25 protein-coding genes are annotated in these 25,148 nt (G+C 59.5%); 10 read left to right on the top strand and 15 right to left on the bottom strand.

Annotated features, from left to right (window positions below; translation table 11 throughout):
- Positions 1-137: 137 nt before the first annotated feature.
- The 6 genes from msrQ to BK667_RS02140 form a co-directional block, all read right to left on the bottom strand.
- Entirely contained in the window at positions 138-758 is a 621-nt protein-coding gene (gene msrQ / locus BK667_RS02115; protein WP_123596675.1) for a protein-methionine-sulfoxide reductase heme-binding subunit MsrQ, read from the bottom strand.
- Complete coding sequence (gene msrP, locus BK667_RS02120) at positions 758-1,771, bottom strand: protein-methionine-sulfoxide reductase catalytic subunit MsrP (RefSeq protein WP_123514650.1); 1,014 nt, start codon at positions 1,769-1,771, stop codon at positions 758-760. The genes msrQ and msrP overlap by 1 nt, the downstream gene beginning before the upstream one ends.
- A gap of 63 nt (positions 1,772-1,834) precedes the next feature.
- On the bottom strand, positions 1,835-2,692 hold the full coding sequence (gene pssA / locus BK667_RS02125) for a CDP-diacylglycerol--serine O-phosphatidyltransferase (RefSeq protein ID WP_054055323.1): 858 nt from the start codon (positions 2,690-2,692) through the stop codon (positions 1,835-1,837).
- A 144-nt stretch (positions 2,693-2,836) separates the two neighbouring features.
- Positions 2,837-3,853 (bottom strand): ketol-acid reductoisomerase, encoded by a 1,017-nt coding sequence (gene ilvC, locus BK667_RS02130; RefSeq protein WP_123404988.1) that lies wholly within the window; start codon positions 3,851-3,853, stop codon positions 2,837-2,839.
- Positions 3,854-3,901: 48 nt separating this feature from the next.
- On the bottom strand, positions 3,902-4,393 hold the full coding sequence (gene ilvN / locus BK667_RS02135) for an acetolactate synthase small subunit (RefSeq protein ID WP_003176102.1): 492 nt from the start codon (positions 4,391-4,393) through the stop codon (positions 3,902-3,904).
- A gap of 2 nt (positions 4,394-4,395) precedes the next feature.
- Complete coding sequence (locus BK667_RS02140) at positions 4,396-6,120, bottom strand: acetolactate synthase 3 large subunit (protein ID WP_123596819.1); 1,725 nt, start codon at positions 6,118-6,120, stop codon at positions 4,396-4,398.
- A gap of 401 nt (positions 6,121-6,521) precedes the next feature.
- Here BK667_RS02140 and BK667_RS02145 point away from each other — a divergent pair, with 401 nt between their 5' ends.
- Positions 6,522-6,944 carry a DUF4124 domain-containing protein gene (locus BK667_RS02145; protein WP_123596676.1) on the top strand — a complete coding sequence of 141 codons (423 nt, stop codon included), beginning with the start codon at positions 6,522-6,524 and terminating at the stop codon, positions 6,942-6,944.
- Positions 6,945-7,052: 108 nt separating this feature from the next.
- Here BK667_RS02145 and BK667_RS02150 read toward each other — a convergent pair whose 3' ends face one another.
- From BK667_RS02150 to mrcB, 3 genes are read right to left on the bottom strand one after another with little or no spacing between them, the layout of a single operon-like run.
- Positions 7,053-7,388 carry a YqcC family protein gene (locus BK667_RS02150; RefSeq protein ID WP_123596677.1) on the bottom strand — a complete coding sequence of 112 codons (336 nt, stop codon included), beginning with the start codon at positions 7,386-7,388 and terminating at the stop codon, positions 7,053-7,055.
- The gene (locus BK667_RS02155) at positions 7,388-8,125 is read right to left on the bottom strand and encodes a tetratricopeptide repeat protein (protein WP_123514643.1); all 738 of its coding nucleotides are present in this window, start codon (positions 8,123-8,125) and stop codon (positions 7,388-7,390) included. Before BK667_RS02155 ends, BK667_RS02150 begins: the two co-directional genes overlap by 1 nt.
- Before the next feature lie 16 nt (positions 8,126-8,141).
- Entirely contained in the window at positions 8,142-10,466 is a 2,325-nt protein-coding gene (mrcB, locus tag BK667_RS02160) for a penicillin-binding protein 1B (protein WP_123596678.1), read from the bottom strand.
- Between the two features lie 118 nt (positions 10,467-10,584).
- Between mrcB and BK667_RS02165 the strand changes: the two genes are divergently transcribed.
- The 4 genes from BK667_RS02165 to BK667_RS02180 all read left to right on the top strand — a co-directional run bounded on the left by BK667_RS02165 (position 10,585) and on the right by BK667_RS02180 (position 13,952).
- On the top strand, positions 10,585-12,141 hold the full coding sequence (locus BK667_RS02165; protein ID WP_123514639.1) for a bifunctional aminoglycoside phosphotransferase/ATP-binding protein: 1,557 nt from the start codon (positions 10,585-10,587) through the stop codon (positions 12,139-12,141).
- A gap of 91 nt (positions 12,142-12,232) precedes the next feature.
- Positions 12,233-12,577 carry a pentapeptide repeat-containing protein gene (locus BK667_RS02170; protein WP_123514637.1) on the top strand — a complete coding sequence of 115 codons (345 nt, stop codon included), beginning with the start codon at positions 12,233-12,235 and terminating at the stop codon, positions 12,575-12,577.
- 286 nt (positions 12,578-12,863) lie between these two features.
- Positions 12,864-13,136, top strand: a complete 273-nt coding sequence (locus tag BK667_RS02175; RefSeq protein ID WP_007971093.1) for a TfoX/Sxy family protein — start codon at positions 12,864-12,866, stop codon at positions 13,134-13,136.
- 15 nt (positions 13,137-13,151) lie between these two features.
- Positions 13,152-13,952: a Crp/Fnr family transcriptional regulator gene (locus tag BK667_RS02180; protein WP_123514635.1), complete on the top strand. Its 801-nt coding sequence runs from the start codon at positions 13,152-13,154 to the stop codon at positions 13,950-13,952.
- 226 nt (positions 13,953-14,178) lie between these two features.
- Here the strand turns inward: BK667_RS02180 and BK667_RS02185 are convergent, their stop codons facing one another.
- From BK667_RS02185 to BK667_RS02200, 4 genes are read right to left on the bottom strand one after another with little or no spacing between them, the layout of a single operon-like run.
- Positions 14,179-15,030 carry a ChaN family lipoprotein gene (locus BK667_RS02185; protein WP_123596679.1) on the bottom strand — a complete coding sequence of 284 codons (852 nt, stop codon included), beginning with the start codon at positions 15,028-15,030 and terminating at the stop codon, positions 14,179-14,181.
- Between the two features lie 21 nt (positions 15,031-15,051).
- On the bottom strand, positions 15,052-15,819 hold the full coding sequence (locus BK667_RS02190) for a heme ABC transporter ATP-binding protein (protein WP_123596680.1): 768 nt from the start codon (positions 15,817-15,819) through the stop codon (positions 15,052-15,054).
- Positions 15,819-16,856 carry a FecCD family ABC transporter permease gene (locus tag BK667_RS02195; RefSeq protein ID WP_123514628.1) on the bottom strand — a complete coding sequence of 346 codons (1,038 nt, stop codon included), beginning with the start codon at positions 16,854-16,856 and terminating at the stop codon, positions 15,819-15,821. The genes BK667_RS02190 and BK667_RS02195 overlap by 1 nt, the downstream gene beginning before the upstream one ends.
- Positions 16,853-17,725: a heme/hemin ABC transporter substrate-binding protein gene (locus tag BK667_RS02200; RefSeq protein WP_123596681.1), complete on the bottom strand. Its 873-nt coding sequence runs from the start codon at positions 17,723-17,725 to the stop codon at positions 16,853-16,855. Before BK667_RS02200 ends, BK667_RS02195 begins: the two co-directional genes overlap by 4 nt.
- Before the next feature lie 163 nt (positions 17,726-17,888).
- Here BK667_RS02200 and BK667_RS02205 point away from each other — a divergent pair, with 163 nt between their 5' ends.
- Positions 17,889-18,206, top strand: coding sequence for a Rieske (2Fe-2S) protein (locus BK667_RS02205; protein ID WP_123596682.1), 318 nt, complete (start codon positions 17,889-17,891; stop codon positions 18,204-18,206).
- Here BK667_RS02205 and sfsA read toward each other — a convergent pair.
- Both sfsA and BK667_RS02215 read right to left on the bottom strand, forming a co-directional pair.
- Positions 18,203-18,916 carry a DNA/RNA nuclease SfsA gene (gene sfsA, locus BK667_RS02210; RefSeq protein WP_123596683.1) on the bottom strand — a complete coding sequence of 238 codons (714 nt, stop codon included), beginning with the start codon at positions 18,914-18,916 and terminating at the stop codon, positions 18,203-18,205. The genes BK667_RS02205 and sfsA overlap by 4 nt on opposite strands.
- Positions 18,916-20,088, bottom strand: coding sequence for a pyridoxal phosphate-dependent aminotransferase (locus BK667_RS02215; protein ID WP_123596684.1), 1,173 nt, complete (start codon positions 20,086-20,088; stop codon positions 18,916-18,918). Before BK667_RS02215 ends, sfsA begins: the two co-directional genes overlap by 1 nt.
- Positions 20,089-20,420: 332 nt before the next feature.
- Between BK667_RS02215 and dksA the strand changes: the two genes are divergently transcribed.
- From dksA to BK667_RS02235, 4 genes are all read left to right on the top strand, one after another.
- The gene (dksA, locus tag BK667_RS02220; RefSeq protein ID WP_007902025.1) at positions 20,421-20,861 is read left to right on the top strand and encodes an RNA polymerase-binding protein DksA; all 441 of its coding nucleotides are present in this window, start codon (positions 20,421-20,423) and stop codon (positions 20,859-20,861) included.
- Between the two features lie 201 nt (positions 20,862-21,062).
- Complete coding sequence (gene gluQRS, locus BK667_RS02225; RefSeq protein WP_123596685.1) at positions 21,063-21,950, top strand: tRNA glutamyl-Q(34) synthetase GluQRS; 888 nt, start codon at positions 21,063-21,065, stop codon at positions 21,948-21,950.
- A gap of 75 nt (positions 21,951-22,025) precedes the next feature.
- A complete protein-coding gene (locus BK667_RS02230; RefSeq protein ID WP_003176118.1) occupies positions 22,026-22,202 on the top strand; it encodes a hypothetical protein in 177 nt (58 codons plus the stop codon).
- Complete coding sequence (locus BK667_RS02235; protein WP_185058163.1) at positions 22,186-25,140, top strand: sensor histidine kinase; 2,955 nt, start codon at positions 22,186-22,188, stop codon at positions 25,138-25,140. Before BK667_RS02230 ends, BK667_RS02235 begins: the two co-directional genes overlap by 17 nt.
- The last annotated feature ends 8 nt before the right edge of the window (positions 25,141-25,148 follow it).

Consider the following 25,148-nt stretch of genomic DNA (forward strand, 5'->3'; position numbering starts at 1 on the left):
CCTTTTGCGCTTCGATGACCTGAAGCAACTCACTGCCGAAACCTGCGTAACTCCTTGTTTACCAAGGAGTTTTCCGTTTCGACTGCGCCGGAAGTGGGGCGAATTATAGACTTCCAGAATCTGCCGTCAACCCTTAATTACGCCTTTCTTGCAGAAGCTGTCTTTTTAGCCGTCAAACGTGGAATTCGGCGCGCTACAGGCGGTAGACGCAGCACTAATAGCAACGCACCAATAGAAGCATAAACAGCCCACTCCTTAAGATCCGCGCGAACGATCCACAACATATGCAGCAAACCCAGCCCGAGAACGCCATAGACCAGTCGATGCAGTTTCTTCCAACGAGAACCTAAACGCCGCTGACTGTAGCGATTAGATGTCACGGCCAACACCAGCAGACAGAGAAACCCCAGCGTCCCGACAATAATGTAAGGCCGCTTACGCAACTCGACACCCAGCTGCGACCAATCAAAACCAAGAATGAACGCCGCATACCCACTCAAATGCAGGACGACATAGGCAAAGCACCACAACCCCAACTGCCGCCGGACAGCAATCCACCCCGCCCACCCGGTCAGCTTCTGCAAGGGCGTCATACTTAATGTAATCAACAGAAGGATCAGCGTGCCCAGCCCCAAACGATCAACCAGGACTTTGCCCGGATCAGGCCCGAGCACATCCGCCCAAGCTTGATACAACCAAAGAAGCGGCCAGACCGCGATAGCTATAAAGACAAAAACCCGCCAAACCGCAAAACGCATCAGTAGTTCTTCCGCAAATCGAGCCCTGTATATAGAGAGGCCACTTCATCCGAGTACCCGTTGAACATCTGCGTGTCCCGCACATTGGGCTTAAACAGACCACTCGGCAAACGTCGCTCCCGCGCCTGGGTCCAACGGGGGTGATCGACCGTAGGATTCACGTTCGCATAGAAACCGTACTCATCCGACGCAATGCTCTGCCAAGTCGTCTTCGGTTGCTCGCTGACCAGGCTGATGCGCACAATGGATTTGACGCTCTTGAAGCCGTACTTCCACGGCACCACCAAACGCAGTGGCGCACCGTTCTGATTCGGCAGCTCACGCCCATACATACCCACAGCAAGAATCGCCAACGGGTTCATCGCCTCATCCAGACGCAGCCCTTCTACATAAGGCCAGTCGATCAAGGCAAAACCGGAGCGCTGTCCGGGCATGACCTTGGGATCTTCCAGGGTTTCGAAACGAATGTACTTGGCCTTGGACGTTGGCTCGACTTCCTTGAGCAATGCCGAGATAGGAAAACCGATCCAGGGAATCACCATCGACCACGCCTCCACACAGCGAAGGCGATAGATCCGCTCCTCCAGCTGGAAAGGTTTCATGAAGTCTTCCAGCGCGTACCTACCCGGCTTGCCCACCTCCCCATCCACCACCACACTCCATGGCTCGGTCTTCAGCGCGCCGGCATTCGCCGCCGGATCACCTTTATCCGTACCGAACTCATAGAAGTTGTTGTAGTGGGTCGCATCCTTGAACGGGGTGATCGCCTCATCCTTGACATTCACCGCCCCCCACTTGGTAGAAGGCAGCTTGTCGACAAACCAGGACGGCGCCTTGCCAGGCTCGACATCGGCATAACGCGCCGCCTCATCAGCACTGGCCCAACGGGGAAGGCTGCTCACGGCCAAGCCGGCCACGGCAGCACCGAGCACATTGCGACGAGATAGATAGAAGGATTCAGGCGTAACGTCCGACTCATGGCAGTCGGACGCTTTGGGGACTTTGATCAGCATGGCTACTCCGCAGCATTGGAGGACAGATGCACCAACAGACTGCGGAGTATGAGGGAAATTACATCACTCGGCGTTTTTGTGCCGACGAAGACGTAACAGATATTGAACCGGACCAGACGCCGCATACCCGAGGAACACCAGCAGCAAAATGCGCGGCGGATCACTGAAGACCACGGCAAACACCAACACCACGGCAAGGATCGCCACGAAAGGCACGCGCCCTTTCAAGTCCAGCTCCTTGAAGCTGTTGTACTTGATGTTGCTGACCATCAGCATGCCGGCAGCCGCAACCATCAAGGCCACCAGGAACGACATCTTGGAACCCTGGATGCCGTAGTCACTGAATGCCCAGACAATCCCCGCCACCACACCGGCGGCAGCCGGACTGGCCAGACCAATAAAGTAGCGCTTGTCCGCGGTACCGACCTGAGTGTTGAACCGAGCCAGACGCAACGCCGCGCCCGCCACATAGATGAAGGCAACCATCCAGCCAACCTTGCCCATGTCACCCAAGGCCCAGCCGAAGGCCAGCAACGCCGGCGCAACACCGAAGGCGACCATGTCCGATAGCGAGTCGTACTCGGCACCGAAGGCGCTCTGGGTATTGGTCATGCGCGCAACCCGGCCATCCAGACCGTCGAGCACCATGGCGACGAAAATCGCGATGGCGGCGAATGCGAAATACTTGCTCGCATTCACCGAGTCACCGGCGCTCAACGCAGCCTGGGCACTCATCGAATTGATGATGGAATAGAACCCTGCGAACAGGTTCGCGGTGGTGAAAAGATTCGGCAGAAGATAGATACCACGATGCCGGACTTTACGACCTTCAGCGTCATGCCCTTCCTCGATGTGCTCATCGATGGGCAACAGACTTTCGGCGTCAGGAGCCTGGTTTGGCTCTTCGGGACGTTCGCTCATGGACATTACCTTGCAACAGGGTGGAAGTTTTCGACAGGTGTCTGGGACGACGGTTCGGCCGCAAACGATGCAGCTTTATACCAGAACCGGCGATCCAAACGAAAAAACGCGGCCTAGGCCGCGTTTTCCGTACAAGTGTGCGACTTAGTTTTTGGCTTTGTCGACGATCTTGTTGGCACCGATCCACGGCATCATGGAGCGCAGTTGCTCGCCGATGATTTCGATACCGTGAGCGGCGTTGTTACGACGCTTGGCGGTCATCGAAGGATAGCCGGTCGCGCCTTCGCTGATGAACATCTTGGCGTATTCGCCGTCCTGAATACGTTTCAGGGCGTTGCGCATGGCCTGACGGGACTCGGCGTTGATCACTTCCGGACCGGTCACGTACTCGCCGTATTCAGCATTGTTGGAGATCGAGTAGTTCATGTTGGCGATACCGCCTTCGTACATGAGGTCAACGATCAGTTTCAGTTCGTGCAGGCATTCGAAGTAGGCCATTTCCGGCGCGTAGCCAGCTTCAACCAGGGTTTCGAAACCGGCTTTGACCAATTCAACGGTACCGCCGCACAGTACGGCTTGTTCGCCGAACAGGTCGGTTTCGGTCTCGTCCTTGAAAGTGGTTTCGATGATGCCGGTACGACCGCCACCAACGCCAGCAGCGTAGGACAGTGCAACGTTTTTGGCGTTGCCCGACGCATCCTGGTAGATCGCGATCAGGTCAGGGATACCGCCGCCTTTGACGAACTCGGAACGCACGGTGTGGCCCGGTGCTTTCGGCGCGATCATGATCACGTCGAGGTCGGAACGCGGAACAACCTGGTTGTAGTGAATCGCGAAGCCGTGGGAGAAGGCCAGGGTGGCGCCTTTCTTGATGTTCGGCTCGATTTCGTTCTTGTACAAAGCAGACTGGAACTCGTCCGGGGTCAGGATCATGACCAGGTCGGCAGCCGCAACAGCGGAAGCAACGTCAGTCACTTTCAGGCCGTGGGCTTCAGCCTTGGCAACAGTGGCCGAACCTTTACGCAGACCGACAGTAACGTCAACGCCGGAATCTTTCAGGTTGCACGCTTGAGCGTGGCCCTGGGAACCGTAACCGATGATGGCAACTTTCTTGCCCTGGATGATCGACAGGTCGCAGTCTTTTTCGTAATAAACTTTCATGAAATTCCCCTATATATCCAGGCCGTTCAGGCCATTCGCTAATTTGGTTTAGATGCTGAGTACTTTGTCGCCGCGAGCAATACCGGTTACGCCGCTACGGACGGTTTCCAGGATCGACGCGGTGCCGATGGACTGAATGAAGCTGTCGAGCTTGTCGCTGGTACCGGTCAATTGAACGGTATACACGCTGGCGCTGACATCCACGATCTGCCCACGGTAAATATCGGTAGTGCGCTTGATCTCGGCACGCTGGGCGCCGGTGGCCTTGACCTTGACCAGCATCAGTTCGCGCTCGATGTGAGCACTCTCCGACAGGTCGACCAATTTGACCACTTCGATCAACTTGTTCAGGTTCTTGGTGATCTGCTCGATCACTTCGTCATGACCAACGGTGGTCAACGTCAGGCGCGACAGGGTCGGGTCTTCGGTCGGGGCCACGGTCAGGCTTTCGATGTTGTAGTTGCGCTGCGAGAACAGGCCGACTACACGAGACAGAGCGCCGGGTTCGTTTTCCAGAAGCAAGGAAATAATGTGCCGCATGATTAAGTACGCTCCGTCTTGCTCAGCCACATATCGCGCATGGAGCCGTCTTTGATCTGCATCGGATAGACGTGCTCGCTGGTGTCGACCGAAACATCGATGATCACCAGACGATCCTTCATGGCGAACGCCTCTTCCATCTTCGTCTTCAAATCTTTCGATTCGGTGATGCGCACGCCGACGTGACCATAGGCCTCCGCCAACTTGACGAAATCAGGCAACGATTCCATGTAGGAATGCGAGTGACGGCTGCCGTAGCTCATGTCTTGCCACTGGCGAACCATCCCCAGAACACCGTTGTTCAGGATGACGATTTTGACCGGCAAGCCATATTGCAGACAGGTGGACAGTTCCTGGATGTTCATCTGGATGCTGCCTTCGCCTGTCACGCAGACGACGTCGGCATCCGGGAAGCTCAACTTGATGCCCATGGCCGCCGGGAAACCGAAGCCCATGGTGCCCAGGCCACCGGAGTTGATCCAGCGGTTCGGCTTGTTGAACCTGTAGTACTGCGCCGCGAACATCTGGTGCTGACCCACGTCGGAGGCAACATAGGCATCGCCTTTGGTCACTTCGCACAGGGTCTCGATCACGGTCTGCGGCTTGATGACGCTGCCGTCGCCCTTGTCATACGGGAACAGACCACGATCGCCACGCCACTCATCCACTTGCTTCCACCAACTGGCCACGGACTCTTTGTTCGGGGTCTCGCCGATTTCCTTGAGGATCGCGACCATTTCGGTCAGGACGCTCTCGACCGGACCGACGATAGGCACGTCGGCCTTGATGGTCTTGGAAATCGAAGCCGGGTCGATGTCGATGTGAATGATCTTGGCATTCGGGCAGAACTTCGCCGGGCCGTTGATCACGCGGTCATCGAAACGCGCACCGACTGCCAGGATCACGTCGGCATGGTGCATCGCCAGGTTGGCGGTGTAGCTGCCGTGCATGCCAAGCATGCCGATGAACTGACGGTCGGTGCCAGGGTAGGCACCCAGGCCCATCAGGGTATTGGTCACTGGCAGGTTGAGCATCTTCGCCAATTCGGTCAGCGGCGCGGAGCCACCACCGAGGATCACGCCACCGCCTGCGTACATCACCGGACGCTTGGCCGCCAGGAGCATTTCTGCTGCCTTGCGAATTTGCCCGGAGTGACCGCGAACGGCCGGGCTGTAGGAACGCAGCTTGGCTTTTTTCGGGAAGATGTATTCGAACTTCTCGGCCGGGTTGGTCATGTCTTTCGGGATATCGACCACGACCGGACCAGGACGACCGGATTGCGCCAGGTAGAACGCTTTCTTCATGACTTCCGGGATTTCCGAAGCGTGCTTGATCATGAAGCTGTGCTTCACGATCGGCCGGGAGATACCGATCATGTCGGTTTCCTGGAACGCGTCGGTGCCTACCATGGTGCTAGGCACCTGGCCGGAAATGACCACCATTGGAATGGAGTCCATATAGGCGGTGGCGATACCGGTGATGGCGTTTGTTGCGCCAGGACCGGAAGTCACCAGTACCACGCCGGCTTTACCGGTGGCACGGGCATAGCCGTCAGCCATATGGGTAGCCGCTTGTTCGTGACGAACCAGAATGTGGGTCACTTCCGGTTCTTTGAACAGGGCATCGTAGACATGAAGAAGAGCACCACCCGGGTACCCGTAGATATATTTGACGCCTTCGTCACGCAAAAAGCGGACGAGCATCTCACCGCCAGATAAAAGCTCCACGTTGTTCACCTCTAAAACGCCAGAATACCGTCCACACAAAAAAGGACGGGTCTTAATAGGTTTACTTCTCGGCAGAGCATGAGCGACGGTGGTCGCCGACTACGTCAGCACTGACTGAGCAAGTATTGGGATCGTCCCAAGTGTTGCGGGCCTTTCCCACCCAGCGCGAGGTAACGCGTTGCGGGTGTAACAGGTCGGCGCGGGTATGCGCCTCATGATCTGCCGAGTGGGCCTGCTTCTGGCAGTCCCTCTACAGCGGACTTTGGATTCTTCTGTTTCGTCCCCTCCAAGTCAAGTCGTCTATGTGCTTTATTATGAGTAAGCACATGAGAACGCAAGAAAAAACCCGTAAACCCCATGTGTGTTAGCTTGAATTGCGCAACTTATGACAAGGAAATGGCATGCGTACGTTCTTCTTCACCGCCAGTCTGCTGATCAGCCTGAGCCCTTGGTGCATGGCCGGTCAGATCTACAAGTGGGTTGACGCCCAAGGCGTGACCCACTTTGATGCCCAGCCGCCCCAAGGCCAGCAATCCACCACGGTGGTCACGCCCGCCTCCCCCGTTGGCAAACCGCCCGCACCTGAACGCAGCAATGTGCTCGGCGATCAGCAGACCATCGACAAGACTGTGAAAAAACAGGTCGCCGAGCAGCAAGCCCAGCTCAAGGCGTTCTGTGAGCAGGCGCGGACAAACCTCGCTCAACTGCAGAACAATCCGCGATTACGGGAAGAGATTGACGGTGAGATGCGCCGCCTGACCGACCAGACACGTCAGGAGCGCATGACCGAAGCCCAGAAACAGATTGCGGATAATTGCCAATAAACACCTGTAGGAGCAAAGCTTGCTCGCGATAGCGGTACAACCTTCAGCACATCTGGCGAATGTTGTACCGCTATCGCGAGCAAGCTTTGCTCCTACAAGAATTGGGTGTTAGCGGGAGGCGGTGATCAGCAGGTCAAACTCTTTGAGCAGGACCTGCAGATAGCGATCCTTGCCCTGCACATTGCGGGCAGCGAAGACCATCTCGGCCATCTCCTGGATGCCCGATGCATTGGGCAACGGCAGATCCTGCTCCAGAATTACCTTCATCCGCGGCAGGAAGATCCATTGCAACCATTGCTCGAAGTCCAGGGTGTCGACCGAAAACGGCTCGACACTGGACAGTGCTTCAGCACTCGGTGCGACTTCATCCCACCAGCCTTGAACCCGCAGCTCACGCTCGATCAGCAGCAACTGCTCGGCAATCTTTGGGAAACGTGCATCCATCACAGCGAAACCTTGGCCTTCTGACGAGCCTGTGCAGCGCCAGCGGAATCGCCTTGTTTCTCACGTGCCTGAGCGATCAATTCCCACAAGTTGGCTTGAAGATCCGGACGGCCATTGGCGAACGTCAGGCCACGACGAGCGAACTGCTCGGCCTGGGGTGCATCGCCTTGGGCCATGCGTACCTGCGCCAGGCGATAAAGCACTTGCGGCTCACGTGGAGCAACCCGCTGGGCTCGCTCCAGACTGGAGGACGCGCCGTTGAGGTCGCCACCGGCCTGTTGCTGTTGAGCGGTAGTCAGCAGCGCCAATACCGGACCGTCCAGTTGTTCGTCGGCGGACAACCCGCCACCGGTACTGGCCGACGGAATCCCGCTCGGCGTCGATGGCATGCTGTAACTGCCTTGATTGATCGGCGCGGACTGAACCGGCGAGGTATCAATCGGACCTGGCGTGATCGGGCCCGGCGTGATCGGCGAAGTGCTGATCGGTGCAGAGGACACGGCGCCACCACCCGGCACCATCACCACCACACCCGTATCACCTTGCGGGATCGCCTGGGTCTGACCTTGCACAGGACGTTTCACGGTCGTCTGACGGAAACCGCCATTCGCCTGAATCCGCTCACTGTTCGACACAGCGCTACCGGAATCCACAACCGGGATCGAACCGCGCTGTACGCTGGAGCAACCGCTGAGCAAAGCCACGGCGGTAACCGCTGGAATCAACCACTTGTTCACTTGAAACCCTCTTTGCTTAATTCATCCAGCCCTTGACCCAATCCATCACCGTTTCGCCGGAAGCAGGGCTTTCGCCACCGCAAGCGGCGCCGGGAGGCGGTTCGCTGCCGCGAATATACGGCATCTGCACCGCACCTGGGCAGTTGGCATCAGAGCCCTGCCCGGTACGCGAATCAACCCAGGCCTGAACAATGTTATCCGGCTGCGGCATGTCCAGCGGCAGCGGATCGGCCTTGCGCATAAAACTGGTCCAGACCTGCAATGCGCCAGTGGCACCGGTGAACGGCGTCTTGCCGTTATCGTCGCGCCCCAGCCAAACCACTGCCAGCAAATCCTGGCTGAAACCGGCGAACCAGCTGTCACGGGAATCGTTACTGGTACCGGTCTTGCCCGCCAATGTCAGGGTTTTGGGCAGCACGTTATAAACCGAACTGCCGGTGCCTTCACGCATCACCCGCTGCATGGCGCTCTGGATCAGGAAAATCGACGCCGGATCGAAGCGTTGCTGAATCTGGAACGGATAACGCTTGAGCGGCTCGCCTTCGGCAGTCAACACGCTGCGAATCCCGCGCATCGGCGTATTAAAACCGCCGTTGGCCAGGGTCTGGTACATGGTCGCCACTTCCATCGGCGTCAAGCCACCCGCGCCCAACAGCATCGATGGGAACGCCGGGAATTCGCGAGTCACACCCAGCCGCGCCAGGGTCTTGAGGACATTCGGCACGCCCAGTTCCAGGCCCAGACGCGCAGTCGACAGGTTGTAGGAATGCGCCAGCCCCTGATAAAGGAAAACGGTTCCATGGGAGCGGCGATCATAGTTCTGCGGTTTCCAGACCTGACCGTCCGCGCCCTTCACCGAGAAGGATTCGTCCGACAGCCAACTGGTCAAACTGTATTGGCTCGGTTTCTCAAGGGCAGTCAGATACACCGCCGGTTTGATCAACGAACCGATCGGGCGTACCGCATCCAGTGCGCGGTTGAAACCGGCAAAACTCGCCTGACGGCTACCGATCATGGCCTGGACTTCACCGGTTTCCGGGTTGGTCACCACCATGGCTGCTTCGACGTCATCCGAACCTTTACGCCCGGCCAGGCGTTTAAAGGTGTCGTTAACCGACGCTTCGGCTTTCATCTGCAGAATCGGGTCGAAACTGGTGAAAATCCGCAGGCCTTCTTCGGTCAAGTCTTCGTCGCGATAGTCTTCGCGCAGCTGGCGCTTGACCAGATCGATAAAGCCCGGGAACGAGCTGTCGGCCAGTTTGCCGCGAGTGGTCACGCCCAGTGACATGGCCTTCGCCGCAGCAACTTGCTCGGCTGTGGCAACGCCTTGTTGCTCAAGTACGTCGAGCACCAGGTTGCGCCGTTCCAGTGCGCGCTCAGGATTGCGACGCGGGTTGTAATAGGACGGCCCCTTGACCATGCCCACCAGCAAGGCGACTTGATGCAGTTTCAGTTCGGACAATGGCTGGCCGAAGAAGAACTGACTGGCCAGGCCGAAACCGTGCACCGCGCGCTGACCATCCTGACCGACGAACACTTCGTTGAGGTAAGCCTCAAGAATTTCCCGTTTGTCGTAATGCAGCTCAAGCAACATCGCCATCATGGCTTCGGTGAGTTTGCGGGTCAGGCTGCGTTCGCTGGTCAGGTAGAAGTTCTTGACCAATTGTTGCGTCAGCGTACTGCCGCCCTGAGTCATCTTGCCGCCCGAGGTGTTGACGTAGACGGCCCGGGCAATCGACTTCGGCGATACGCCCCAGTGGTGATAGAAATCCCGGTCTTCCACGGCGACCAGGGTTTCCAGCAGATACGGCGGGACCTGATCGATTTTGATCAGGATGCGATCTTCAAGGTTTTTCGGGTAAATGCCGCCGATCAGCAGCGGCTCCAGCCGCACCACGGAAAGCTTCGAACCGTTGGTCGCCGAAAGTTCGGCAACATAATCGCCAGAGAACCGAACCCGTACAGGCTGGGCTTTTTCCAAGCCTTCATAGAACTGGAAGCCACGGGTATTCAGGTCGACGGTATTGCCGCTGACCGCCGCCGCGCCGGGGCCGTTGCTCACGGCTTCGCGTCGGTAGCCCAAGGCGTCGAGCTCGGTGAGGAAGTCGTCCTTGCTCAACTTCTGGCCGGTGAACAGCTCCAGCGGGCGTGCGTACACTTTGGCCGGGATGGTCCAGCGCTTGCCGGAGAACTTCTCCTGGACGATGGCGTCCAGGTAAACCGCAAACCCCGCGAGCACGACGAGGCCGACCAGGCTGAGTTTAATGGCCCAGCTCAGCCAGGGGCTAAGGCCCTTGGAAGGTGGTTTTTTTTTGCTGCGAGGGGATCGAGTACGAGTCATGGCGGCGGATTATACGCACTTTATTCATACTCAACAGGAGCCCGCCGAGGTTTGCGTCAGGCGGACTTGCGGCCATAATGGCGACCTTGAATTTTCCCCCGACTCTGAAGGATCGCCTGTGAGCCAGTCCCTGATCGCCGCCCTGCAAAACCCGGCCCTCTACCCGCATCCCGTCGATGGGTTCCAGGTCATCGAGACCCATATCTCCTGGGTCATTCTCACGGGTCCCTTTGCTTATAAATTGAAGAAGCCGATGAATTTCGGCTTCCTGGACTTCACCAGCCTCGACGCTCGCGAACATTTCTGCGCTGAAGAGCTGCGTCTGAACCAGCGCCTGACCAACGATTTGTATCTTGAAGTGTTGCCGATCACCGGCAGCGCCGAAGCTCCACAACTGGGCGGCGATGGCCCGGTCGTCGAATTTGCGCTGAAGATGCGCCAGTTCCCGCAAAGCCAGTTGCTCAGCACGTTGCAGGCCAACGGTGAATTGACCACCGCGCATATCGACGAAATGGCCGAGCAAATCGCGCACTTCCACCTTACCGCGCCAAAGGTCCCGGCCGAACACGACGCCGGCACCCCGGACAGCGTGATGGCACCGGTGCGCCAGAACTTCGACCAGATCCGCCCGTTCCTCAGCGACAAAGCCGATCTGCTGCAACTGGACGCCTTGCAAGCCTGGGCCGAAAGCAGCTTCGAACGCCTCAAGCCGCTGATTGCCCAGCGCAAGACCGACGGTTTCATCCGCGAATGCCACGGTGACATCCACCTCGGCAACGCCACCGTGATCGACGGCAAGGTCGTGATCTTCGACTGCATCGAATTCAACGAGCCGTTCCGCTTCACCGACGTCTACGCTGACACCGGTTTCCTGGCGATGGACTTGGAAGACCGTGGCCTGAAAAGCATGGCGCGTCGTTTCATCAGCCAATACCTGGAACTGACCGGCGATTACCAGGGCCTTGAACTGCTGAACTTCTATAAAGCCTACCGCGCCCTGGTTCGCGCCAAGGTTGCCCTGTTCAGCATGCCGGCAGAGGCCGATCCGGTGCAGCGCGCCACCACCCTGCGCCAGTACCGCAACTATGCGAACCTGGCCGAAAGCTACAGCACCATCCCTTCGCGTTTCCTGGCCATCACCCACGGTGTTTCCGCTGTCGGCAAGAGCCGCGTGGCCATGCGCCTGGTGGAAGCCCTGGGCGCGGTTCGCCTGCGTTCCGATGTAGAGCGCAAGCGTCTGTTCGGCGAACAAACCGTACCGAACGACCCGCAGGCCGGCATCTACAGTGCTGACGCCAGCGCCGCGACCTACACCCGTCTGCATGAGATCGCCGCCGTGATCCTGCGTGCCGGTTTCCCGGTCGTGATCGATGCTACCTACCTCAAGCGCGACCAGCGTGACGGCGCGGCAAAAATTGCCGAAGCCACAGGTGCACCGTTCCTGATTCTGGACTGCAACGCGCCACAAGCTGTGATCGAGAGCTGGCTGGCCCTGCGTCAGGCAGAGAAAACAGATCCGTCCGACGCCAACCTGGCCGTTATCGCCGCCCAGCAAGCCAGCCGTGAAGCCCTGACGCCGGCCGAGATTCTCTGCAGCAAGCGCGTTCAGACCAACGAAAGCGGGACCCTCGACACCGTCGTGGCGCAAATTCGCCAACGCATGCCGGGCCTGTAAGAAACTATTTCAGTCGTGGGGCCTTCGCCGGCTTCACGACTGTCAAATAGTGGCACTATACTGGCGTCATAAAACCAACAGGTGATGTGACATGAGCCAGCCCAAACTTCTCGACACCCCGCTTTATGCCTTGCTGCACAAAGACGACATCACAGGTTTTAACAAGGAACGTCCCAAGGATGGCCCGATCGACATGGTCGGTGGCGACTTCCGAGGTCTCGACCTGCGTGAGTTGAATGCCGACGGCGTGGACTTTACCGACGCGTATTTCCGTTCCGCCGACTTGCGCGGTATCGACTTTCGCAGTGCGTCCCTGGAAGGCGCGAGCCTGGCCCACGCACAAATCTCCGGTGCCTACTTCCCACCAGAGCTGAGTGCCGATGAGATCCTGATGTCGATGAATTTCGGCACACGCCTGCGTTATCGCACCCGCTGAACCCTCCCTACACGACACGATCCCTGTGGGAGCGAGCCTGCTCGCGAAGGCGGTGTGACAGGCGCCATCAGTGATGAATGACACACCGTCTTCGCGAGCAGGCTCGCTCCCACAAGGGATTGCGTTGCCTCTCCCTACTGCATCCGCAGACATTTCCCACTCTCCGAACATCCGCTTCTTAGAAGCTTTTGCGTCGAAACCGACCAAACAATCACGCTTTTCCTACTGATGGCTACACTCCTCAAAGGCTCGCCCACGCACCGATCGGCCGTCGCAAGGAGGCTTGATGAATGATGAACTGCAACACCTGAAGAATCTTGGCAAGACGTCGGCACAGTGGCTGCATGCCGTGGGCATTCACAGTGCCTCGGACTTGCGTCGCCTGGGGGCGGTGGACGCTTATCGGGCCGTGCGTACGCGCGGGTTCCGGGCGTCCAAGGTGTTGCTGTATGCGATCGAAGGCGCGCTGATGGATGTGCACTGGAATGACATCCCCGCCGAACGCAAGGAAGCCTTGAACAAACAACTGGAAGCCATTTCTTCACGCCACAAGAATTAAACAGGCGCCATCGCCATGTACCTGCTTGGGGAACAACCGGCTTACGCCGACGCACTGATTAATCGACTGCAAAACATGCCCGCCCGGTTACTGGAGGGGTTATCACCCTGCGGGCCGGCCCTGGAGCTTCCTGCCGTTGAAGACCTCGCGACGGTGCTGCCCGGCGATCAGCTGTTTCTTCTCGACAGTGGCTTGCTGCATGGCTGCGTCGATGAGCGCGCCTTGTTCTATTTGCACGAAGGTGACCTGGTCGGTCTGCGCCAGGACGCAGAGCTGCCCCACTGCCGCTTGCGCAGCGACAGCCCGCTGTCCTTGATTCCTTACCTGCGAGCCGAGGTGTTCCAGCATATTTATGCTGATCCGCAGCGTTCGGAGTTGTTCCTGCAGTACCTGGGCGGCCAGGCCTCACTGTTGTCCGACGCCGTCGCGCGCCTGAAACAACCCGAGTTTCGCAGCACCCACGGCTTTCAGCGCGTGGCCAGAGGCGAAGTACTGATTCAACAAGGCGATGAGGCGGACCATGTGTTCGTCATCATCGAAGGCCACGCCGAAGCGTTTGTCGACGGATATAAAGTCGGCGATGTGCCCAAGGATGAGATTTTCGGTGCCATGGCGGTGTTCACCGGCGAGAAGCGCAATGCCAGTGTTATCACCAGCGAACCGAGTACGGTGATTCTGATTCCCAAGGACCAGTTTCTGAGCCTGACGCAAAGCAATCCGAAAATCGCTCACAGCCTGATCGAAAGCATGGCGCGGCGCATCGGCCTGCTGAACAAGCAGATCACCCAACTGAGCAGCGCTAAAATTCCAGGCTGAAGCCCAATGAATTCGGGGTGTTCAGACGAACTTGAAACTAATCGGAAAACAGCGGTTGACTTGGTAATGAGAATCGCTATGATTATCACAACTGGTCGCGAGACTGGTCGATATTCTGAAAAGCCCTTGGTTCGGACTCTCAGATTATCTCCTCATCAGGCTAATCACGGTTATTTGACCCGGCTCTTGCCGGGTCTTTTTTTGCCTGTAAAAAAGTTGCCTGAGCTTACTTGTCCATCTGCTTACGCATCTCTGCGCAATAGTCCTGCGCCGGCGTGGCAGGCGTGTACCAGACGTAATCGGCCATGGCCGACGTGACCTCACTGCCCTGCTCCGCCAGCATCAATACAATTGGCGCATCGGGCTCACCCAGATCCAGCACATGCAGCGGCACACCGACATCCTTGCGCGCATGGTAGGCACCGGCCAACAGCATTGACGGCGTCGGCGCCGCAATCAACTGCTGCGCCATGCGCCGATCACGTTGCTGTTGCACCGCCAGCATGGCGGGCATTTGCGATTGGGGCAGCAAACCGCAATGAGATCCGCTGATTTGCTCCAGTAACTCTTTCTTGACCGACGGGGCATTGGAACGTGAACCGCTCACTGCCGGTGATTGAACGTAGAAGGCCCGAACTTCGGCGTTGTCCAGATTCGCCGCCAGCAGCGGATAAGGCTGACTCAAGGCAAAACGCACAATCGGCCCGTACAAATCCCAGTCCCAGCCCGACTGCCAGGCCAATGCGCCGGGTAGATCGACGGGGGGAGTCGAGGCATGGCGCACATCATCGACGCGCAATTGTTGATCCGGCGTGAGCATTTCCAGCAACAGGCTGCCTTGCGATCGCCGCTGCCCCAGCGCCTGGAGCAACCACAATTGCAGTTGATGGTGATCGCGGTTGTCATGCTGCTCGCCGATGATGATCCGATCTGGCTTGGCCAACCGTGCGACCAGTTCTTGCGCCGTCAGTGACTGACCGCTGTGCAAGTCGCGAATCTGGCCGGTGATCGGTGGTGGCGCTGAAACATGCTGACAAGCACTCAGTAACAACGCAGCCAACAGCAAAATCCCACGCATGTTCTCACCTCCATGAACAACTCAGCGGGCGATGATCAGCGGATGCCCACGCTCCGGGTGCGGTTGCACCAACACTTCCAGGCCGAACACCGCTTTGAGCGGCTCCGGGCGCAACACCTGCTCCGGTGTATCCAGCGCCACCGGACGCCCGCCTTCGAGCAGCAAGATGCGGTCACAATAACGCGCCGCCAGGTTCAGATCATGCAGGATCACCAACACCGCCGCACCGCGATCAGCGAACTCGCGCACCGCTTGCAGCGTGGTGTGTTGATGCAGCGGATCCAGCATCGAAGTCGGCTCATCCAGCAATAAAGTCTGCCCCGCCTCCCCAGGCCAGAGCTGAGCCAATACCCGCGCCAGATGCACCCGCTGACGCTCACCGCCAGACAGGGCCAAATAACTGCGACCACTCAGATGCCCGGCATCGGCGGCACCCAATGCGGCGGCGATGATTTCATCATCGCGCACCCGGCCGCTCTGCCAGGGCAAGCGCCCCATACCAACCACTTCCTCGACACGAAAGCCGAAGTCCAGGGTCGACACTTGCGGTAACACCGCCAGCCGTTGGGCGCGCTGGACGCCGGTGCAATGCCGCAGCTCCTGCTGATCGAGCCAGACGCGTCCCTCATCAGGGTGCAGTTCTGCGCTCAAGGCACCGAGCAACGTACTCTTGCCGGCACCGTTCGGGCCTAGCACACCGAGGACTTCGCCCGGTTTGAGTTCGAGGGTGATGTCCGTCAGCACGGTTTTGCTGCCCCGGCGGATCAACAGGTTTTCCGTACGCAGCATCAGGCGGGCCTCCTGAGCAGCAAAAACAGAAAGAACGGCGCACCAATAAACGCCGTGACGATGCCGATCGGCAACTCGGCCGGCGCCAGGGCCAGGCGCGCCACCAGATCGGCAAACAGCAACAGACTCGCCCCCGCCAGCACCGAGGCCGGCAACAGCACTTTGTGATCCGGCCCGGCCAGCAGCCGCACCAGATGCGGCACCACCAGCCCGACAAAACCAATCATGCCCGCCGCTGCCACTGCCGCGCCGACTCCCAGCGCAGTGCAGAACACCAGCTCACGCTTGAGTCCTTCGACGTCAATGCCCAAGTGACCGGCCTCGGACTCACCGAGCAACAACGCATTCAGCGCCTTGGCCCGGCGCGGCAACCACAGCGCCACACCGGCCGTCACCAGCAGCAACGGCCAGAGCCGCGAATAACTGGCGCCGTTGAGGCTGCCCAGGTTCCAGAACGTCAGCGTACGCAACGTCGCATCGTCCGCCAGATAGGTGAACAAACCCACCGCCGAACCGGCCAGCGCCGTCAACGCGATCCCCGCCAGCAGCATGGTTGCGACATTGGTTTGCCCGTTACGCCGGCCCAGTCGATACACCAGCGCCGTCACCCCGAGCCCGCCCAGAAAGGCGCACAACGATAAAAGATAAGGCCCGAAGGACTCGGGCAAGCCACCGAATGCCGAGCCGCCGACAATCGCAATCGCCGCGCCCAACGCCGCGCCGCTGGAAACACCCACCAGCCCCGGATCAGCCAAAGGATTGCGAAACAAGCCCTGCATCGCCACGCCGGACAGCGCCAGCACCCCGCCGACCGCCAACCCCAACAAGGTGCGCGGCAGGCGAATCTGCCCCAGAATCAGCTCGGCCTGCTCAAGTCCATCGGGCGCAATCGGCACACCGATCAGGCGCAACGCCGCCCGCAAGGTGTCGAGCAGCGGCAAACTCACCGGGCCCAGGGCCAGCGACAACCAGATCGCCAGTAAACACAGCAGGCTCAAGCCAATAAACAGTGCGCGAGGTTTAACCAGCGTGGTCATTGGCCGCTCGCGCCGGGATAGAAACCGTCAGACAGCTTTTTCAGCGCCTCGGGCAATCGTGGCCCCAACCCGCCCACCAGCAACGTCGGGTCGAGCTCCATCACTCGCCCATTCTTGGCTGCGCGGATCGAGGACAGGATCGGATTTTCCTTGAACAACGCCGCACGGGCCGCGTCGCCGGTCAGCGCACGATCGGCAAACACCAGCACTTCGGGATTCAGACTGGCCAGGGACTCATTGGAAAACGGCTTATAGCCGGTATGCGTCGCCAGATTGTGGCCACCAGCCCGTTGCAGCAGCCAATCGGCGGCGGTGTCCTTGCCGGCGATCATTGGCTTGCCGCCCATATGGCCGAGCAACAACAGCACGCCCGGCGCTTTCTGTTTGAGCTGCGCCTGGGTGACCCGGACCTTCTGCTGATCCAGTTGCTGTTGATAGGCCTGCAAGGCTTGGGAGGCCTGATCTTCAGCGCCGAGCAGTTTGCCCAGGTGCTCCAGATTACTTCGCAGCGCAGGCAAATCCGGCTGAGCAGAGAACAACTCAACTTGAACGCCCGCCGTGCGAATCTGCGAAAGCACCGGCGGCGGCCCCATTTCTTCGGTGCCGACCAGAATCTGCGGGCGTAAGCTCAAGATGCCTTCCGCCGACAACTGCCGCTGATAACCGATGCTCGGCAACGTCTTGAGGGATTCCGGATGCTGGCTGGTGGTATCGACGCCGACCAGTTTTGATTCACCGCCCAACGCGCTCACCCATTCCGTCAGGGCGCCACCAGCGCTGACCCAACGTTGCGGCAGCTCGGCCGCTGTCGCCTGATGGCTGACGAGTAGTCCGACACACAGGGCAAGAACGCGGGGACTCAGGCGCATAAACAGCTTCCTTAAACGGTTTTCCCGGGCATCCGGCGGACAGGCCAAGTATCCTCGGCAGACCGCACGCGCCCCATGGGCGGGCGGCCATTTGATAATTGTTTGCATTTGCACGTCAAGCCCGGACATATCTCGTCACGAGCCGCGCCCCTTGAGGATAGACATGAAGTTTCTTTGCCCAGGCCCAGAGTTGGCCGATGCCAGCAGCCGCGGTTTCGACATCGATGGCCAGAGGCTCTTCGCCGTGCGCCGGGGCGGACAGGTTTACGTCTATCTCAACCGCTGTCCGCACCGTGGCGTCGGCCTCGAATGGAAACCCGACCAGTTTCTCGACCCCAGCAATAGCCTGATCCAGTGCGCCACCCACGGCGCACTGTTTCTGATCGAAGACGGCGAATGCGTTGCCGGCCCGTGCGCCGGGCAATCCCTGACCGCTGTGCCCAGCCGCGAAGACGCGCATGGGATCTGGGTCAGCCTTTAGCCGTTGAGCAACACGTCCAGGCGCCGATCAACCACCATCTCTTCGTGGCTCAGGCGCACGCCATAGGCCAACACCTCGACCCCACACGACACTGCCTCGCGCAACGCAGCGGCGTAGGCCGAATCGATTTCTTCGGCAGGACGCACGGCCTCGATGCCGCTGAGATTGACGCAATACAACTGCACCGCGCGAATCCCGTCCCGAGCCAAGTGGGCCAATTCCCGCAAATGCTTGGCCCCGCGCTGGGTCACCGCGTCGGGAAACGCCGCCACGGACGTGCCGTCGAAACCCAATGTGACACTTTTGACTTCCACGTACGCCAGCCCGCTCGGGTAATCGAGGCGGAAATCGATACGGCTGCTTTCCTGACCGTAAGCCACTTCGCGTTTCAGCTCCGTAAAGCCGTTCAGTTCGGTGATCACGCCTGCACGCAGCGCTTCTTCGATCAAGCCGTTGGCCCGTCCGGTGTTCACACAGAACAGCCGCCCTTGGGGGGTTTCGCCGATTTCCCAGGTGCCGGGCAACTTGCGCTTGGGATCGTTGGAGCGACTGAACCAGACCTGCCCGCCCTCGACCTGGCAATTGAGCATCGAGCCGGTGTTGGGGCAGTGAATGGTCAACAACTCGCCGCTAACGGTTTCGATATCGGCGAGAAAACGCTTGTAGCGGCGGATCAAACGACCTTCTTCGAGGGGAGGATGAAAACGCATCAGCCTTGCCAGCTCTTCAAGCCGTGAGCGATGCGCTCCACCGCTTCCTGCAAGCGCGGCAGGCTTTGGGTGTAGGCAAACCGCACATGATGCCCGGCCTGATAACGCCCGAAGTCCAGGCCCGGGGTGATTGCCACATGCTCGGTTTCGAGGAAATGTCGGCAGAACGCGAAGGCATCGCCGCCGAACTGGCTGATATCGGCGTACAAGTAGAACGCGCCTTCCGGTTCCACGGCGATGCCGAAACCGAGTTCACGCAGGGCTGGCAGCAGGAAATCGCGACGACGACCGAATTCGGCGCGGCGCTCTTCCAGAATGCTGATGGTCGCCGGCTCGAAGCAGGCCAACGCAGCGTGCTGGGCCATGCTCGGCGCGCTGATGTAGAGGTTCTGGGCGAGTTTTTCCAGTTCGCCGACCGCCGCTTCTGGCGCCACCAGCCAACCGAGGCGCCAACCGGTCATGCCGAAATACTTGGAAAAACTATTTAGGACGAAAGCACTGTCATCGACTTCCAGCACACTGGCCGCGTCGGTGCCGTAGGTCAGGCCGTGGTAGATCTCGTCCACCACGAGATGGCCGTGGCGCTGCTTGATCGCTGTCGAGAGTCCGGCCAGCTCATCGCGGGTCAGGATGGTCCCGGTCGGATTGGCCGGCGAGGCCACCAGGGCGCCGACGCTGTCGTGATCCCAGTGGCGCGCCACCAGGTCCGGGGTCAGTTGATAGCGAACGTCCGGACCGACAGGCACCAACTGCGCCGCGCCTTCCACCAACCGCAGGAAATGCCGGTTGCACGGGTAGCCCGGGTCCGCCAGCAGCCAGTGTTTGCCCGGATCGACCAACAAGGCGCTGGCCAGCAGCAACGCGCCGGAACCGCCCGGGGTTACCAGAATTCGCTGTGGATCGATATTCAGCCCGTACCGCTGCTGATAAAAGCCGGAAATGGCCTCGCGCAGTTCGGGGATACCCCGGGCGGCGGTGTAACGGGTTTTGCCCGCGGTCAACGCAGCCTGGCCGGCCTGAATGATCGGCTCGGCGGTGGTGAAGTCGGGTTCGCCGATTTCCAGGTGAATCACATCGTGGCCAGCGGCCTGCAATTCATTGGCTCGCGCCAGCAGCGCCATGACATGGAACGGTTCGATCGCACGACTGCGCGCACTGTAGGGCTGAGCCATTAGCCTTCCTTCAACGGGGAAAAGAATCGATTCTACCTATCCACTGGAACGAGGGAGAACCTAAAGCGGTCAGAGCCGTATAACCGGGGCTGCAAACGACTCGAGCGAGTGTCTCAGGTTTGACTAAAATCAATATTTGATCAGGTCTCCAGCACCACCAGACAAGGCTTTGCAATCATTTGCAAGCACCGTGAGCCACTACTGCGACATCCGGGAGTAGCGCGGTCCGTTTTGATCTGGTAAGTTCGCCCGCTTGCAGCCGCAGGGCCGGCAGGTGTCGGTGATGGAGCAATCCTGCGCAATGGATTACAAGAGTAGAGGCGGTCCATTTCATGCCCACCCAAGCAAAGCAGCAAAACCAGTCGATCAGCGGCTTCGAACCCTACAAAGAAGTTAAGGGCGAGGAGTACATGGGGAAGCCCATGCGCGCTCACTTCACCAAGATCCTGAATAAGTGGAAACAGGACTTGATGCAGGAAGTCGACCGCACGGTTGATCACATGAAAGACGAAGCGGCCAACTTCCCTGATCCGGCAGATCGTGCCAGCCAGGAAGAAGAATTCAGCCTTGAATTGCGCGCCCGCGACCGTGAGCGCAAGTTGATCAAGAAGATCGACAAAACACTGCAATTGATCGAAGACGAAGAATATGGCTGGTGCGAGTCCTGCGGCGTCGAGATCGGCGTCAAGCGACTGGAAGCCCGCCCTACCGCCGACATGTGCGTTGACTGCAAGACCCTGGCGGAAATCAAGGAAAAGCAAGTCGGCAAGTAATCTCGACTTGAACCAAGAACGGAGCGTGCGAACGCTCCGTTTTTGTTTCTGCAATTCGCCACAACAGCACACCTGTGGGAGCGAGCCTGCTCGCGAATACGGTCGGACATTCAACATTTTTGTTGGCTGACACACCGCTTTCGCGAGCAGGCTCGCTCCCACAATGGCTCGCGTACGACCAGACGACGTAACATCGCCCTCATGACTACCACCCCTTACATCGGCCGCTTCGCCCCCACGCCCAGCGGCCACTTGCACTTCGGCTCGCTGGTCGCTGCCCTGGCCTCGTACCTCGACGCCCGCTCGGTGGGCGGTCGCTGGCTGATGCGCATGGAAGACCTCGACCCGCCACGGGAAGAACCCGGCGCCCAGGCCGCGATCCTCCGTGCCTTGGAAAGCTATGGCTTCGAATGGGACGGCGAACTGGTCCGCCAAAGCGATCGGCACGACGCCTACGCCGAAGTGCTCAATCGCCTGTTCAATCATGGCCTGGCTTACGCTTGCACCTGTTCGCGCAAGCAACTGGAGCCGTATCACGGCATTTATCCGGGCCTGTGCCGCAATGCCGGGCATGGCACCGACGACGCCGCCATCCGCCTGCGCGTGCCGGAGCTGGAATATCACTTCATCGACCGGGTGCAAGGCGAATTCCGCCAGCACCTGGGCCGGGAAGTCGGGGATTTCGTGATTCGCCGCCGCGACGGGCTCTACGCCTATCAACTGGCCGTGGTGCTCGACGACGCTTGGCAAGGCATCACCGATATCGTGCGCGGCGCCGACCTGCTCGACTCCACGCCGCGCCAGCTCTACCTGCAAGAACTGCTCGGCCTGCCGCAACCGCGTTACCTGCACGTGCCGCTGATCACCCAGCCGGACGGTAACAAACTCGGCAAATCCTACCGCTCGCCACCATTGGCCGACGATCAGGCCACGCCGCTGTTACTGCGGGCACTGCGGGCGCTGGGGCAAAATCCGGGCAGCGAATTGGCTTACGCCACGCCACGGGAAGTGCTGAATTGGGGCATTGCCCACTGGGATGCCGCCCGGATCCCGCGCACACTGGCCCTGCCTGAAGCGCAACTGCAGTGATGGCACTTGCAGTAGCGCCGCCATCCGTTACCATCGCCGCACGTTTTCGGGCACGCGCATAAAAGAGAGGCCGGGATGTACATCTATCGCTTGGTCCTGCTTTTGGTAGTGGGGATTTATCTGTTCTCCCCGGCCATCATGGATTGGTGGATCGACGCCACTGGCGCCTGGTATCGCCCTTATCTGCTCTGGCTGATTCTGATCGTCGTGACTTTCATCCTGCAGAGCCAAAAAGATGCCGATGAGCTTTAGCCTGACCCAGATGATCCTGATCAGCGCCGCGTACCTGGCGGTGCTGTTCGGCGTTGCCTGGATCAGCGAACGGGGCATGATCCCCCGGGCGATCATTCGCCACCCGCTGACCTACACCCTGTCGCTGGGGGTTTACGCCAGTGCGTGGGCGTTTTATGGCACGGTCGGCCTGGCCTATCAGTACGGCTACGGCTTTCTCTCCAGCTATTTAGGCGTCTCAGGTGCATTTCTGCTCGCGCCGGTGTTGCTGTACCCGATCCTGAAAATCACCCGCACCTATCAACTGTCGTCGCTGGCGGATTTGTTCGCTTTCCGCTTCCGCAGCACCTGGGCCGGCGCACTGACCACAATCTTCATGCTGATCGGCGTCTTGCCGCTGCTGGCATTGCAGATTCAAGCGGTGGCCGATTCCATCGGCATCCTCACCCGCGAACCGGTGCAGCACCGCGTGGCCCTGAGCTTCTGCGCACTGATTACCCTGTTCACGATTTTCTTCGGCTCGCGTCATATTGCGACGCGGGAGAAACACGAAGGCCTGGTGTTCGCGATTGCCTTCGAATCGGTGATCAAGCTGATCGCCATCGGCGGCGTTGGCCTGTATGCGTTGTACGGCGTGTTCGACGGTCCGCAACAGCTGGAATTGTGGCTGCTGCAAAACCAGACCGCCCTCGCCGCGTTGCACACGCCTTTGCAGGAAGGCCCGTGGCGTACGCTGCTGCTGGTGTTTTTCGCTTCGGCGATCGTGATGCCGCACATGTATCACATGACCTTTACCGAAAACCTCAACCCGCGCTCGCTGGTCAGTGCGAGCTGGGGCTTGCCGCTGTTCCTGCTGTTGATGAGCCTGGCGGTGCCGCTGATTCTCTGGGCCGGGCTGAAACTGGGCGCCACAACGAACCCGGAATATTTCACCCTCGGCATCGGCATTGCCGCCAACAACAAGGCATTGGCGCTACTGGCCTACGTCGGCGGCTTGTCGGCGGCCAGCGGTTTGATCATCGTCACCACCCTGGCGTTGTCCGGGATGGCGCTTAACCATCTGGTGCTGCCGCTGTATCAGCCACCGGCCGAAGGCAACATCTACCGCTGGCTGAAGTGGACCCGCCGGGCGCTGATCGTCGCGATCATCATGGCCGGTTACGGTTTCTACTTGTTGCTGGGCGCCGAGCAAGACCTGGCCAACCTCGGCATCGTCGCTTTCGTCGCCACGTTGCAATTCTTGCCCGGCGTGCTGTCGGTCCTGTATTGGCCGACCGCTAACCGTCGCGGTTTCATCGCCGGTTTGCTCGCAGGGATCCTGGTGTGGATGGTGACCATGCTGATGCCGCTGGTGGGCAATCTGCAGGGTTTCTACATTCCGCTGCTGAACATGATCTACGTGCTCGACGACACCAGTTGGCACATGGCGGCGATAGCCTCGCTGGCCGCCAACGTGCTGATGTTCACCCTGATCTCGCTGTTCACCAACGCCAGCCCCGAAGAAGCCAGCGCTGCCGAAGCTTGCGCCGTGGACAACGTTCGTCGCCCGCAACGCCGGGAACTGCACGCTGCCTCGCCCCAGGAATTCGCCACGCAACTGGCCAAACCATTGGGCGCCAAGGCTGCGCAAAAAGAAGTCGAGCAAGCCCTGCGCGATCTCTATCTGCCCTTCGACGAGCGCCGGCCTTACGCCTTGCGTCGTTTGCGTGACCGCATTGAGGCCAACCTTTCCGGCCTGATGGGCCCGAGCGTCGCCCAGGACATGGTCGAAACCTTCCTGCCTTATAAGGCCGGCGGCGAAAACTATGTGACCGAAGACATCCACTTCATCGAAAGCCGTCTCGAGGATTACCACTCGCGCCTCACCGGCCTGGCCGCTGAACTCGATGCCCTGCGCCGCTACCACCGCCAGACGTTGCAGGAACTGCCGATGGGTGTCTGCTCCCTGGCCAAGGATCAAGAGATCCTGATGTGGAACAAAGCCATGGAAGAGCTGACCGGGATTGCCGCGCAGCGTGTGGTCGGCTCGCGCCTGAGCACCATTGGCGATCCGTGGAAAGAATTGTTGCAAGGTTTTATCAACCTGCCCGACGAGCATTTGCACAAACAGCACTTGGCCCTCGATGGCCAGACCCGCTGGCTGAATCTGCACAAAGCCGCAATCGATGAACCGCTGGCGCCGGGCAACAGTGGCCTGGTGCTGCTGGTGGAAGACCTGACCGAAACCCAAATGCTCGAAGACAAACTGGTGCACTCCGAGCGATTGGCGAGCATCGGCCGACTGGCGGCGGGGGTGGCCCATGAAATCGGCAACCCGATCACCGGCATCGCCTGCCTGGCGCAGAACCTGCGCGAAGAGCGCGAGGAAGACGCCGAGCTGACGGAAATCAGCGGGCAGATTCTGGAGCAGACCAAACGCGTGTCGCGCATCGTCCAGTCGTTGATGAGCTTCGCCCACGCCGGCAGCCATCAGCACAGCGATGAGCCCGTCTGTCTGGCCGAAGTCGCCCAGGATGCCATCGGTTTGCTAGCCCTGAACCGGCGCAATTTCGAAGTACAGTTCTACAACCTGTGCGACCCCGATCACTGGGTCGAAGGCGATCCCCAGCGGCTCGCCCAGGTATTGATCAACCTGCTCTCCAACGCCCGCGACGCCTCACCGCCCCACAGTGCGGTGCGGGTCAAAAGCGAAGCCGGCGAACACACGGTCGATCTGATCGTGGAAGACGAAGGCAGCGGAATTCCGAAGAACATCATGGATAGATTGTTCGAACCCTTCTTCACCACCAAGGATCCTGGCGAAGGCACCGGTCTGGGCCTTGCACTGGTCTATTCCATCGTTGAAGAGCATTATGGACAAATCACCATCGACAGCCCGGCTGATGTACAAAGCCAACGCGGCACCCGTATCCGGGTGACCTTACCGCGTCATGTCGAAGCGACGTCCGCTGTGAACTGAGACCGTCG

This window comes from Pseudomonas frederiksbergensis, assembly GCF_003732705.1.
In the GTDB taxonomy this organism is placed as follows: domain Bacteria; phylum Pseudomonadota; class Gammaproteobacteria; order Pseudomonadales; family Pseudomonadaceae; genus Aquipseudomonas; species Aquipseudomonas frederiksbergensis_F.